The sequence below is a fragment of the Salinivibrio kushneri genome (genome assembly GCF_027286325.1).
In the GTDB taxonomy this organism is placed as follows: domain Bacteria; phylum Pseudomonadota; class Gammaproteobacteria; order Enterobacterales; family Vibrionaceae; genus Salinivibrio; species Salinivibrio kushneri_A.
This window is the reverse complement of sequence record NZ_CP114588.1, coordinates 157,737-170,993: the sequence shown is the minus strand read 5'-3', so window position 1 is coordinate 170,993 and position 13,257 is coordinate 157,737. Positions and strand designations below refer to the sequence as shown.

Below are 13,257 nucleotides of genomic sequence, written 5' to 3'. Positions count from 1 at the left end.
TTGTGACACCGCACAGGGTGTATTTCTATCATAGCGGCTCACGCACATGCGTGACTTTACCCATCTTTACACCCAATAACGTCACTTTACATCCCAGCACGTAGGCTAACAGGGTAAACAACCCACTAAAGGAGAAAGATGATGAAACGCTTGACCATTGGCTTGGCACTTGCGGCAGTGACCCTTCCCACCTTGGCTGCCCCGCACTTTGGCGGTGGCATGGACCGCGGTATGTGGCGTGACCTGAACTTGACCGCTGAGCAAAAGACGCAGCTTGAAGCATTGCGAGATGACTACCGAGCCCAGCGCCAACAAGCACGAGGCGACTTCCATACCAACATGCATACACTGCTCACCCAAGAGACGTTCGATGAAGCAGCGGTGCGCGACCTATTGTCGTCTCAGTCACAACCTAACCTTGAGAGTCGTTTGGCTCACGCTCGTCACCAACATGCGATGTTGCAAGTGCTAACACCTGAGCAACAAAGCGCCTTTTTCGATACCATGATGGAAAAACGGGACCAGCGCGGTCACGGTCACCGTGGCAAAGGGGGGCATCACCAGTCGGGTCAAAAAGGTGACTGTTGGCGCTAAACCTGCGCCGTGTCATACGTTTGCCGTCAAGGGCATATATACTTGAGGGCAGTGTTGATTAACCGACTGCCCTTAGTATGACAAAAAAGTATGCGTTTTGGGTCGAAGCCGCGGCGTGGGCAGCCACCTGTGTTGCGACCCTCCTCCTATTAGCCAAACTCATCGCGTGGTGGCTCACCGGATCGGTCAGTGTGCTGGCCTCGTTTGTTGATTCACTGCTCGACTTGCTTGCCTCCGTCACTAACTTGCTCGTGGTGCGCTATGCGGTTCAGCCCGCGGACAGTGAACACAGCTTTGGTCATGGTAAAGCGGAATCACTGGCCGCGTTGGCGCAATCCACCTTCATTATTGGCTCCGCCTCATTCTTGCTGCTCAGCGGGCTCGAACGTTTGTTCAAGCCCGTACCGATTGCCGCTCCTGAACTTGGCATTATGGTCAGTGTCGGTGCCACCGTGATCACCCTTGGTTTGGTACTGTTTCAAAAATGGGTGATCCGTAAAACCGCCAGCCCCGCCATCGCCGCCGATGCGCTTCATTACCAATCTGATTTATTAATGAACGTTGCGATTATTATTGCTCTCGGCCTCAGTTGGTACGGCTGGACGCAAGCCGATGCCTGGTTTGCGATTGCCATCAGTCTATTTATCTTATCGCAAGCGCTTAAAATGGCTTACGAGGCCATCCAATCACTGCTCGATAGGCAGTTACCGCTTGAAGAACAAGAAAAAATTGCCGTGCTCTCGAGCTCAGTGGTAGGGGTGCATGGCATTCATCAACTGCGCACTCGGCAGGCGGGCATGACAAAGTTTATCCAATTACACATAGAGCTGGATGACGAGCTACCCTTAGTGGATGCACACACAATTGCCGATGAAGTGGAAGATAGATTGCTCGTCGCCTTTCCCGGGGCAGATGTGATCATCCATCAAGACCCCAAATCCGTGGTGCCAAAAGAGGCAAAAGCGTGATTGATGGCATGAACAAAAGCTCATCGGGCTGACATGTATCAACTTTTTTTCTATAGCAATTGTAATACTATTACAGAAGTAGGAAAATTACAGTTTAAGCGATCGTCATTGCGGGTTCACTGGGGCAAGCAGGTTGCCATTACCGCAATCGGCACGAATTAAGTGACGAACAGTTAGAGGGTAACCATGGTTAGAAAAATTGGTGTTTTGACCAGTGGCGGTGATGCGCCAGGTATGAACGCAGCGATTCGCGGTGTGGTTCGCAGCGCGCTCAGCGAAGGCTTAGAAGTATATGGTATTTATGATGGCTTTCTCGGCCTGCATCAAAACCGTATTGAGCGCCTCAACCGCACCAGTGTTTCCGACGTGATTAACCGCGGCGGTACGTTTTTAGGCTCGGCACGTTTCCCTGAATTTGCCGACGAAAAAGTCCGTGAGCAAGCGATCCAAAACCTCAAGATGCACGGCATCGACGCCTTGGTCGTGATCGGTGGTGATGGCTCCTTTATGGGAGCGAAAAAGCTCACCGAAATGGGCTACCCCTGTATCGGCCTACCTGGCACCATTGACAACGACGTCGCCGGGACGGACTACACCATCGGCTATATGACGGCAATGAACACAGTGATTGACGCCATTGACCGCCTACGCGACACCTCATCGTCTCACCAGCGTATCTCAATTGTTGAGGTGATGGGACGCCATTGTGGTGACTTAACCTTGATGGCATCGATTGCCGGTGGTTGTGAATACATCATCACCCCAGAGATCGGCTTGGATAAAGACAAGCTTCTCGCCAAGGTTAAAGAAGGCATCTACAAAGGCAAGAAACACGCGATCATCGCGATCACTGAGCTGATGACCGACGCTAATGAACTCGCGAAGTTCATTGAGACAGAAACCGGCCGCGAAACACGTGCGACCATTCTTGGTCATATTCAACGTGGTGGCCAGCCCGGCGCCTTTGACCGCATTCTTGCCTCGCGCATGGGCGCTTACGCCGTTGACCTTCTTCAGCAAGGAGAAGGTGGCCGTTGTGTCGGTATTCAGAATGACAAAATGGTGCACCACGACATCATCGATGCGATTGAAAACATGAAGCGCCCATTCCGCGACGACCTGTACGAAGTCGCCGAAAAGCTGTTCTAAATAGCGGCATCATGATTTATGCATAACAAAACGGAGCCTGACGGCTCCGTTTTTTATTCTGAGATGGCTTGGGTGAGGCCCGCGCTTATGCATCGCGCTTATGCAAGCCGCGCTTCTGCAAGCCGCGTTATATCCCATCTCCCGAGATAAATGTCTTGTGCGAGCCATTAAATTCTTGATCCATATCCAGCGATGGCATGTGCGAGCTGGGCCGACCCACAATCTTTGCCGGTACGCCAGCCACCGTGGTATGAGGTGGTACTGGGTTAAGCACCACGGAGCAGGAGCCAATTTTCGCCCCCTCACCAATATCAATATTACCCAGAATTTTCGCCCCAGCACCGATCATCACGCCCGTGCGGATCTTCGGATGGCGGTCGCCGCCCTCTTTGCCGGTGCCGCCCAAGGTGACATCTTGGAGAATAGACACATTGTCTTCAATGACCGCGGTTTCACCGATAACAATACCCGTGGCGTGGTCGAACATAATGCCACGGCCAATACAGGCCGCAGGATGAACATCCACTTGGCTGGTCACCGAAATTTGGTTTTGTAAGTAGGTGGCCAACTCTTTTCGTCCTTGACGCCATAGCCAGTTAGCGACCCGAAAGCCTTGCAACGCATGAAAGCCTTTTAGGTATAAAAGTGGCGTTGAATACAATTCGACAGCCGGATCGCGCTCAACGGTGGCACAGATATCACACGCCGCGGATTCCGCCACGCAAGCATCATTAGCATAGACTTCTTCTATCACTTCTCGCACCGCCATTGAGGGCATCGAGGGCGTGGAAAGCTTGTTAGCGAGAATATAACTCAGTGCACTGGCTAAATTGTCGTGCTTAATAATGGTGGCATGGTAAAAACTCGCCAACATCGGCTCACGCTCTGAATGCTCACGCGCTTCTTTTTTCACTGCTTGCCAGACACGATCTTGTTGGCATTGTTTTTTGGCCTGATTCACTGCCTTCATCCTTATCCCAAATGATCTACCACTCAGGCGACAACACCGCCTCACGCCAGTGTATAAAAAAAACGCGCGGTTCTCACCCCGCGCGTTACTCTGTTCGTCTTTGCTGTTATTCGGACTTTTTGTCTCGTGCCAGCAAATCTCGCGCAGCATGATGGGCCAGTTTGCCTTGATACAGCACCTGGTAAATCTGCTCGACGATTGGCATTTCAACCCCCGCACGTTGGGCCAGTGCCCATACTTCTTTGGTGTTGCGATACCCTTCGACCACTTGCCCGATGTTGTCTTGGGCACCTTGCACATCCTCACCTTGACCCAAGGCCAAGCCAAAGCGTCGGTTACGTGATTGGTTATCGGTGCACGTGAGCACCAAATCGCCTAATCCCGCCATCCCCATAAAGGTATCTCGAGAGGCACCCAGCGCTTCACCCAGCCGGGTCATTTCGGCAAGCCCTCGGGTAATCAATGCCGTTCGTGCGTTTGCGCCAAAGCCAATACCATCGGAAATCCCAGCACCAATCGCAATCACGTTTTTCACCGCGCCGCCAAGCTGCATACCAATGAAGTCATGGTTTCCATAGACGCGAAAGCTGTGTTGGCAATGAATGGTCTCTTGTAAATCACTCACGAACTCTGCATCGGGCGAGGCCACCGAAATCGCGGTCGGCATGCCAGCGGCGAGCTCTTTCGCAAACGTAGGGCCAGATAAAACCGCGAGCGGAATATCGTCACCCAATTGTTCCCGCGCCACCTCTTGCAATAGGCGTCCAGTCTCGGGCTCTAGGCCTTTGGTCGCCCAACATATGCGAGAGTCGGCACGTAAGTGAGGGCGCACTTGGCTCAGTACATCAGCAAAAACATGGCTGGGCACGACCACAAGCAAATCGCGACTGGCATTGACTGCAACAGAGAGATCCGCACAGAGCACTAACGAGTCTGGAAACGCAACATCTGGGAGAAAAGCATGGTTGGCGCGATCAATCTCTAGCTGCGCGACATGACTCGGATCGTGCCCCCATAACACCACGTTGGCACCATTTCTGGCCAACGAGATCGCCAGCGCCGTCCCGTAAGAGCCAGCGCCCAGAACCGTAATGGCCGCATCTTGAGTGGGAGCAAGATCTGTCATCATCACACCTTATGCTTGTGCGTCTTCTTCGCTTGATGCCTCGCCCGCCTGCTGCTGCAGGTAGTTCATAAACAAGGCATCAAAGTTAACCGGTGCCAGGTTTAGCTGTGGGAAGGTACCTTTAACGACCAAGCTCGAAATCGTTTCACGCGCATACGGGAAGAGGATGTTTGGACAGAATGCGCCCAAGCAGTGTGCCAATTGTGGCGACTCCATCCCTGACACAGAGAAAATACCACCCTGCTGTACTTCACAAAGGAACGCATTGCTGTCTTGGTTTTTCACCGTCACGGTCAAACGCAAGATCACTTCATAGATACCTTCACCCAACTCACGGCTTTGCGTGTCCAAATCAAGGTTAACGTCTGGCGCCCAATCTTGCTGGAACACTTCTGGAGAGTTTGGTGCTTCAAAAGACACGTCCTTGAGAAAAACGCGTTGAATGGCAAAATTTTGCTCGGCTTGTTGGTTGTTTTCGGCTTCAGCCATGATGGTTCGTCCTTATTTAAAAAATTGCTAATGCGCCAGCGCACATTAAAAAATGCGAGCCACCGCGTCATGCGGTCGCTCGAGAATTGAGTGAAGGATCACTTTTTCTTTTTGCCTTTGCCCTTGCCGCTTTTGGCGCGAACAAGTGGCATTTTGGCATCGTTCCAAGAGGTCAAACCGTCTTTGAGAATATACACGGATTCGAAGCCAGCTTTTGCCAGTTGGTTGGCACTGTCAGCCGCCGTTTGACCGGTTTTGCATACCACAATGATGGGGTCATTTTTGTGTTTTTCAAGCTCACCAAACGACTGTGATTTGATTTCACTCGGTAACACATTAAGCGCGCCCGTGATGTGGCCAGCACGGAAATCATCGTGGCCACGAATATCAACGAACACCCCATTCTCTCGGTTGTTGAGGATCGCCGCTTCGTTGGGGCCCACCACTTTGTACGCTGCGTTTTTTTGTTTAATCAGCGACATCAATAACGTGGCCGCCAAACCCACCCATACCAAGGTGAGAATCATGTTGTTGGAGACAAAATCAATATATTCCTGCATAACCTTTGCTCTATACTGCTTGCTTGTCTCGCCGAGGGCGAGAGTCCATCAAGGGGTGAAAATGGTGTCGAGTATAACCTGCTCGCCATGGTTTTACAGCCTGCCGAGACGAAATCGCGCGTTTGCTCACTCATACGCACGCCCCCGCGTTTTCACCTTCCGCTCAATAACTTGAAAAGAAAGAAGGTTTCATCAATCGCAGAAATCGAGCCAAGCCATTCGCGCACAGCGGCGATCTTCGCCATAATGAGGGGAGTCAAGGGTCGAAGGCAAGTGAACCAAGGCTTGCTGGTTAACTTGTCAGCTGGGATAATTGATCTTAGCCTACATATCAGCCCGTAAAATGTTGTAAAATTACGCACACACTGAGTCCTGAAGCTAGCCATGCATCTGGCTCCATGCCTCAGTGGTTGCTCCATGACATCCAATGTCATTGGCATCCAATGTCAGTCTTTTGCTTGAATTAAGAGGACGTAACATGTCTGCGAAAAAACCACTTGCACTGGTGATTCTCGATGGCTGGGGTTATCGCGACCCTAAAAGTGACAATGCTATCACTAACGCCAGCACCCCTGTGATCGACAGCCTCATGGCCGAGAACAGCACACTGATTTCAGCGTCCGGTTTCGATGTGGGTCTGCCTGATGGTCAAATGGGTAACTCAGAAGTTGGCCATGTCAACATCGGCGCAGGTCGCGTGGTTTACCAAGACTTGACCCGTATTGGCAAATCCATTGCGGACGGTGAGTTTAACCAAACCCCAGCACTGACAGCTGCCGTTGATAAAGCCGTCGATAAGGGCAAAGCCGTACATATCATGGGCCTGATGTCGCCAGGCGGTGTACACAGCCACGAAGATCATATTGCCGCCATGGTTGAACTGGCCGCAGAGCGCGGTGCCGATCAAATTTATCTGCACTGCTTCTTGGATGGCCGTGATACACCGCCACGCAGTGCAAAAGCATCGCTAGAGCGCTTCGATGCCCTGTTTGAAAAACTGGGTAAAGGCCGTACCGCGTCGCTGGTTGGTCGTTATTATGCCATGGACCGTGACAACAACTGGGACCGTGTCGAGCGCGCTTATGATTTGCTCACCCAAGCGCAAGGCGAATTCACTGCGACCAGCGCTGTAGAAGGCTTGGAAGCCGCTTACGCACGTGAAGAAAATGATGAATTTGTCGCCCCAACGGAAATTTACCGTGACGGTGACAACAAAGCGACCATCAACGATGGCGATGCGGTCGTTTTCATGAACTTCCGTGCCGACCGTGCTCGTCAAATGACGCGCGCCTTTATGCCTGATTTTGATGGCTTTGCGCGTAAAAAATACGCGGAACTGTCTGACTTTGTGATGCTGACGGAATACGCCGCTGACATCGATACCACGGTGGCTTTCCCACCTGAGAGCTTGTCGAACACCTTGGGTGAATGGCTGTCGAAAACCGGTAAAACCCAGCTGCGTATCTCTGAAACCGAAAAGTACGCACACGTGACCTTCTTCTTCAACGGCGGCATCGAGACCGTGTTTGAAGGCGAAGAGCGTGCCTTGGTCGCCTCACCAAAAGTCGCTACCTATGATCTGCAACCTGAAATGAGTTCAGAAGAGCTGACCGATAAGTTAGTTGATGCGATTAAGTCTGGTAAGTTCGATATGATCATCTGCAACTATCCAAACGGTGATATGGTGGGCCACACTGGGGTGTATGACGCGGCAGTTCAAGCTTGTGAAGCCGTTGATCACTGCATCGGCCGTGTGTTGGAAGCCATCAAAGAAGTGGATGGTCAGATGCTGATCACCGCCGACCACGGTAATGCTGAGATGATGGTCAACGAAGAGACCGGCGGTGCGTACACGGCACACACCAACTTGCCAGTACCGCTGATGTATGTGGGTAGTCAGCCGGTCAGCTTGAAAGAGGGCGGTAAGCTGTCTGATCTGGCGCCGACCATGCTGGCCTTGACCGGGATGGAGATTCCTGAAGAGATGACTGGCAAGCCACTGTTCGATCTGAAATAATCCCCCCATGCGGGAGAAACGAACACGCTTACGCCAAACCCTCCGCGCCAGTGCATTATGCACTGGCGTTTTTCTCTGCCTGTTAGTTGGCGCTGCCCATGCTAATTCTGAGCTAGAGGGAGTGAGCGATGAAATTGCCCGCCAGCAATCGCAATTGGCGGCGCACAATAAAAAGCTCAATGCGTTACAAAGCGATCTAAAAGCACAGTCGAAACGCATTGACACCCTGTCTAAAAAAACGCGCCAAGCCCAGCAAACCCTGCAGCAGACTGATGCCCAAATCACGCGCTTGAGCAAAAAACAAGCGCGACTCAAACAAGAGATGATTGCCCAGCAGGCACAGTTGGCCGAATTAATTGACGCCCAATATCGCCAAGGCGAGCACGATCAGCTTAAACGCCTACTGAGCCAAGAGTCTCCAGCGAAACTTGACCGCCTCACAAAGTACGCAGAGGTGCTTGCAAGCACCATGAAGGCGGCGATCGAATCACTAGCCGCTACCCGCACCGATTACCAACTCACGGCCCATCAGCTCAAACAGCAACGTGATAAGCAGGCTAGCTTGGTCGCAGAGTTAACCGAGAAAAAACAAGCATTGGAACAGGAGCAAGCCTCGCAAAGCCAGACCGCGAAAAAAATCCGGGCTAAAATTGCCAGCGACAGTGCTTATTTAGCTGAGCTCAAAGCCAATAAACAACGCCTGCAAGAGCAGATCGCTGCCGCCGCAAGGCGCGCGCAAGTGAAAATGGCGGGCATCGGCAAGGCCAAGGGAAAATTACGTTGGCCGACCAAAGGCAAATTGTTGCACCGCTTTGGCGAGCGCCAATCCGGTGAGGTGTCATGGAATGGTATCGTGATTGGTGCCAAGCGCGGCACCGAGGTCCAAGCCGCCCATGCAGGAAAAGTGGTGCTGTCGAGCTGGTTGCGTGGCTATGGCCTATTGATTGCAGTAGACCACGGTAAAGGTGACATGACCTTGTATGGCTATAACCAAGCTTTGCTCAAAGACGTGGGCGATACCGTGACCGCCGGTGAGCCTATCGCCTTGGTCGGTGACAGTGGTGGCCAATCCACTCCTTCTCTATATTTCGAAATTCGCCGCAAAGGCAACACCACCAATCCGCTACCTTGGCTGGATTAAAAACGCCCACCATGCAGGCGGGCGTTTGTCACTCGTGCCTAGCGCGCATCAACACGGCTAAACATGGTTCCGGCTGTCGGGCATTAGTCTTGCCAATCGAGGATCACCTTGCCAGATTGCCCTGAACACATCACATCAAAGCCTTGTTGGAAATCATCCACGCTGTAGTGGTGGGTGATGATCGGGGTTAAATCCAAGCCAGATTGGATTAGCGATGCCATTTTGTACCAGGTTTCGAACATCTCCCGGCCGTAGATACCTTTGATCACGAGCCCTTTAAAGATCACCTGATTCCAATCAATGCCCATATCACTCGGTGGGATGCCAAGGAGGGCGATATTGCCACCATGATTCATGGCCGTCAGCATGCTATTAAACGCCGACGGTACGCCGGACATTTCGAGGCCAACATCAAAGCCTTCACTCATCCCCAGCTCTTCCATCACTGATTCCAGCGAGGTATTGGCGACATTGACCGCACGGGTTACGCCCATTTTACGCGCTAATTCGAGGCGATACTCGTTCACATCGGTGATCACCACATGACGCGCCCCAACATGACGGGCCACCGCAGCGGCCATGATGCCAATCGGCCCCGCGCCGGTGATCAACACGTCTTCGCCCACCAAATCAAATGACAGTGCAGTATGTACCGCATTACCGAATGGGTCGAAAATAGAGGCCAAGTCATCCGAGATCTCATCCGGGATTTTGAACGCATTGTAAGCGGGGATCACTAAGTACTCAGCAAACGCGCCTTCACGGTTAACCCCCACACCAACCGTGTTGCGGCACAGGTGAGTACGACCACCACGACAGTTACGGCAATGCCCACAGGTGATATGGCCTTCACCCGATACGCGGTCACCCAGCGAGAACCCGCGCACTTCTTGGCCAATGCCGACCACTTCACCGACATATTCATGGCCGACCACCATCGGCACCGGAATGGTGTTTTGTGACCATTCATCCCACTTGTAAATGTGCACATCGGTGCCACAAATAGCGGTTTTACGAATTTTGATCAGCAAATCGTTGTGCCCCAGCGCAGGAAGCTCGGTCTCGGTCATCCAAATACCAGGCTCCGCTTTGAGCTTGGCCAAGGCTTTCATGGTTGTTTGTGTCATGACATTACCCAATCAGTTGCATCTCTTTGCCTATTTTAATGAAGGCATCAATGGCACGGTCCAGTTGCTCACGCGTATGTGCGGCTGACATCTGGGTGCGGATACGTGCTTGACCTTTCGGTACCACTGGGTAGGAGAAGCCCACCACATAGACGCCCTCTTCCATCATCCGCTCAGCAAACTCACTGGCCACTTTGGCATCGCCGAGCATCACGGGAATAATGGCGTGATCCGCACCTGCCAAGGTAAAGCCAGCGTCGGTCATGCGTGCACGGAAGTGTTGGCTGTTATCCCAAAGCTGCTCACGCAAATGATCGCTTTCAGCCAGCATATCCAGTACACGAATTGATGCCGACACAATCGCGGGGGCCAGCGAGTTGGAGAAGAGATAAGGACGCGAACGCTGACGCAGCCAATCAATCACCTCTTTTTTGCCTGAGGTGTAGCCTCCTGACGCACCGCCCATGGCTTTACCCAAGGTGCCAGTGATGATATCGACGCGATTCATTACTTGATGGTATTCGTGGGTGCCTCGGCCATGCTCGCCCATAAAGCCCACCGCATGGGAGTCATCCACCATCACCAGCGCGCCATATTGCTCCGCAAGATCGCACACAGCCGGCAAGTTCGCGACCACGCCGTCCATCGAGAAGACACCATCGGTCACAATCAAGATATTTGCCACACCGGCCGCTTTCGCGGCTTTAAGCTGGGCTTCCAGCTCGTCCATATCGTTGTTGGCATAACGGAATCGCTTCGCTTTACACAAGCGTACGCCATCAATGATTGACGCATGGTTTAGCGCATCAGAAATAATGGCATCGTCTGGGCCGAGAATGGTCTCGAACAATCCCGCATTAGCATCAAAGCATGAGGAATAAAGGATGGTATCTTCCATCCCGAGAAAGTCAGATAACTTGGCTTCCAAGGTTTTGTGTGCATCTTGCGTCCCACAAATAAACCGCACCGACGCCATACCAAAACCATGCTCATCCATCCCTGCCTTGGCAGCCTTGACCAACTCAGGATGGTTCGCCAGCCCCAAGTAGTTATTGGCGCAAAAGTTCAGTACCTGCTGTTCATGATTGACGGCGACACTGGCCGCTTGTGGCGAGGTGATAAGGCGTTCACTTTTGTACAAGCCATCAGCTTTTACTTGCTCAAGCTGATGACGAATTTGCTGATAGAAGGCAGCCGTCATCGCAATCTCCGTGCTGTGATGATTACTTTGGGAAGGCCGTCGCACACATTGTGTACGACGAATGAATGCTTGCTATCATGGCACGTTCACGCGTTTTGTGCCAATAAGGGGCACCAGACAGTGATTCATATCGTGTAATCACTGACAAGCTGGACGAATATCGCGCAATGCGACGTCAGCCTAGAGAGATAACTCAGTTCAATGTATCCAGCGAGCGTGAGTCTTGGCGAACTAACTGCTGTTCGTAGTGGTCTATTAACGCACTGATGGCCATTTGCCCCTGTGCTGATGTCAGCGGATGAAGCAATGCCAACATCTGCAAAACGCCTTTGTAAATGACGCCTGCATGAATTTGCGTTTGGGGGGCTTGCGCACTTTGGTAGAAAATCCAGCTCGACGCCACTTGCTTAAGCGTTTCCCCGATCGCGGACAAGGCGCGGTCATTGAGGCTAAGCCAACCGGCTTGCCGATAGTGATGCAAGATGGTCATCAAGTTAGTTTGCAGCTGTTGTTGCGCACCTAGATATTTTTGCTGCAGAGCGTCGTCTCGGCGCAAAATGTCCGGCAAATTGGCGTAAAAAAACCGATAACGCCACATCAAGCTAAAGGTCGCGTCGAGATAATGCTGCAGTAAAGCTTGGGTATCGTCACGAGGCTGACTAGGATCAAAGGCAAGGGCAAGATCTTGCGCGTATTGGTCGAATATACTGTGTATAATCGCTTCTTTATTACGGAAGTGGTAGTAAAGGTTCCCCGGGCTTATCCCGAGATCTGCCGCGATATGGTTTGTGGTGATATTCGGCTCACCATGTTGATTGAATAAAGCCAGTGCAGCATGGATAATTCGGTCTCGGGTTTTCATGTATGGTTCAGTCCTCTGCCCGGTTGATGCTCAACCATACTATCACAGTCAACAGTAATGGCGACGAGGTCTGTCGTCAGATAAAAATGAATTAGGTAACGATATGATTTTTGTGACTGGTGGTGCTGGCATGATTGGCAGCAACTTAGTAAAAGCACTGAACGAGCAAGGCTACCGTGACATCGTGGTGGTCGATAACCTCAAAGACGGCACCAAATTCGTTAACCTGGTTGACCTCGACATCGCGGACTACATGGATAAGGAAGATTTTCTTACCCAAATCATGGCTGGTGAAAATTTCGGCCCAATCGAAGCCATTTTCCACCAAGGTGCCTGTTCGACTACCACAGAGTGGGATGGCAAATACATGATGCTCAATAACTACGAATACTCCAAAGAGCTGTTGCATTATTGTATTGACCGTGACATCCCCTTTCTCTACGCCTCGTCAGCAGCCACCTATGGCGGCCGCGACAGTGACTTCATTGAAGCGCCAGAGTATGAAGGCGCGCTGAATGTATACGGGTATTCCAAACAGCAATTCGACAACTATGTTCGTCGCGTGCAAGAAGATGCTAAGGCCCATGGCGAGACACTGCCACCGATTACTGGCTTCCGTTATTTTAATGTGTATGGTCCGCGCGAACAGCACAAAGGCAGCATGGCGTCAGTGGCCTATCACCTCAATCAACAAATTCTAAAAGGCGAGAACCCCAAACTCTTTGAGGGCAGTGATACCTTCAAGCGTGACTTTGTCTATGTCGGTGATGTCTGCGCAATGAATATTTGGTTCTGGCAGCAACAGATCAGCGGGATCTACAACTGTGGTACCGGCCGCGCTGAGCCCTTTAGTGCGGTTGCCAACGCAGTTATCGACTTCCACGGTCAAGGCGAGATTGAAGAAATCCCCTTCCCCGAACACCTAAAAGGTCGCTATCAAGCGTACACACAAGCTGATCTGACCAAGGTACGTGAAGCGGGGTACACCGCCTCCTTTAAGACAGTGGCAGAAGGTGTCGCCGCTTACCTAGCCGAAATCAATCGCTAATAAAA

13 protein-coding genes are annotated in these 13,257 nt (G+C 51.9%); 6 read left to right on the top strand and 7 right to left on the bottom strand.

The genetic code is table 11. The features are described 5' to 3' along the window. Nucleotides 1-138 precede the first annotated feature (138 nt). The 3 genes from N8M53_RS00835 (at nucleotide 139) to pfkA (ending at nucleotide 2,711) form a co-directional block, all read left to right on the top strand. Complete coding sequence (locus N8M53_RS00835; protein ID WP_269579156.1) at nucleotides 139-594, top strand: Spy/CpxP family protein refolding chaperone; 456 nt, start codon at nucleotides 139-141, stop codon at nucleotides 592-594. 77 nt (nucleotides 595-671) lie between these two features. Next, nucleotides 672-1,562 carry a CDF family cation-efflux transporter FieF gene (gene fieF, locus N8M53_RS00830; RefSeq protein ID WP_269579155.1) on the top strand — a complete coding sequence of 297 codons (891 nt, stop codon included), beginning with the start codon at nucleotides 672-674 and terminating at the stop codon, nucleotides 1,560-1,562. Between the two features lie 186 nt (nucleotides 1,563-1,748). Then, complete coding sequence (gene pfkA / locus N8M53_RS00825; protein WP_269579154.1) at nucleotides 1,749-2,711, top strand: 6-phosphofructokinase; 963 nt, start codon at nucleotides 1,749-1,751, stop codon at nucleotides 2,709-2,711. A gap of 127 nt (nucleotides 2,712-2,838) precedes the next feature. Here the strand turns inward: pfkA and cysE are convergent, their stop codons facing one another. The 4 genes from cysE to N8M53_RS00805 form a co-directional block, all read right to left on the bottom strand. After that, a complete protein-coding gene (gene cysE / locus N8M53_RS00820) occupies nucleotides 2,839-3,672 on the bottom strand; it encodes a serine O-acetyltransferase (RefSeq protein ID WP_231637427.1) in 834 nt (277 codons plus the stop codon). Nucleotides 3,673-3,787: 115 nt separating this feature from the next. Next, nucleotides 3,788-4,807 carry an NAD(P)H-dependent glycerol-3-phosphate dehydrogenase gene (gene gpsA / locus N8M53_RS00815; RefSeq protein ID WP_269579956.1) on the bottom strand — a complete coding sequence of 340 codons (1,020 nt, stop codon included), beginning with the start codon at nucleotides 4,805-4,807 and terminating at the stop codon, nucleotides 3,788-3,790. A 9-nt stretch (nucleotides 4,808-4,816) separates the two neighbouring features. Continuing rightward, nucleotides 4,817-5,296, bottom strand: coding sequence for a protein-export chaperone SecB (secB, locus tag N8M53_RS00810; protein WP_269579153.1), 480 nt, complete (start codon nucleotides 5,294-5,296; stop codon nucleotides 4,817-4,819). 98 nt (nucleotides 5,297-5,394) lie between these two features. After that, entirely contained in the window at nucleotides 5,395-5,856 is a 462-nt protein-coding gene (locus tag N8M53_RS00805; RefSeq protein WP_269579152.1) for a rhodanese-like domain-containing protein, read from the bottom strand. A 478-nt stretch (nucleotides 5,857-6,334) separates the two neighbouring features. Here N8M53_RS00805 and gpmM point away from each other — a divergent pair, with 478 nt between their 5' ends. Both gpmM and N8M53_RS00795 read left to right on the top strand, forming a co-directional pair. Continuing rightward, nucleotides 6,335-7,873, top strand: coding sequence for a 2,3-bisphosphoglycerate-independent phosphoglycerate mutase (gene gpmM / locus N8M53_RS00800; RefSeq protein ID WP_269579151.1), 1,539 nt, complete (start codon nucleotides 6,335-6,337; stop codon nucleotides 7,871-7,873). A 7-nt stretch (nucleotides 7,874-7,880) separates the two neighbouring features. Next, nucleotides 7,881-9,014, top strand: a complete 1,134-nt coding sequence (locus N8M53_RS00795) for a peptidoglycan DD-metalloendopeptidase family protein (RefSeq protein ID WP_269579150.1) — start codon at nucleotides 7,881-7,883, stop codon at nucleotides 9,012-9,014. Between the two features lie 83 nt (nucleotides 9,015-9,097). On the opposite strand, the gene tdh is transcribed toward N8M53_RS00795, so the two are convergent. The 3 genes from tdh to N8M53_RS00780 form a co-directional block, all read right to left on the bottom strand. After that, nucleotides 9,098-10,126, bottom strand: coding sequence for an L-threonine 3-dehydrogenase (tdh, locus tag N8M53_RS00790; RefSeq protein WP_269579955.1), 1,029 nt, complete (start codon nucleotides 10,124-10,126; stop codon nucleotides 9,098-9,100). 19 nt (nucleotides 10,127-10,145) lie between these two features. Continuing rightward, nucleotides 10,146-11,342 (bottom strand): glycine C-acetyltransferase, encoded by a 1,197-nt coding sequence (locus N8M53_RS00785; RefSeq protein ID WP_269579149.1) that lies wholly within the window; start codon nucleotides 11,340-11,342, stop codon nucleotides 10,146-10,148. Nucleotides 11,343-11,535: 193 nt separating this feature from the next. Continuing rightward, nucleotides 11,536-12,204 carry a TetR/AcrR family transcriptional regulator gene (locus N8M53_RS00780; protein WP_269579148.1) on the bottom strand — a complete coding sequence of 223 codons (669 nt, stop codon included), beginning with the start codon at nucleotides 12,202-12,204 and terminating at the stop codon, nucleotides 11,536-11,538. 103 nt (nucleotides 12,205-12,307) lie between these two features. On the opposite strand from N8M53_RS00780, the gene rfaD reads away from it, so the two are divergent. Beyond that, nucleotides 12,308-13,252: an ADP-glyceromanno-heptose 6-epimerase gene (gene rfaD / locus N8M53_RS00775; protein WP_269579147.1), complete on the top strand. Its 945-nt coding sequence runs from the start codon at nucleotides 12,308-12,310 to the stop codon at nucleotides 13,250-13,252. Nucleotides 13,253-13,257: the final 5 nt, after the last annotated feature.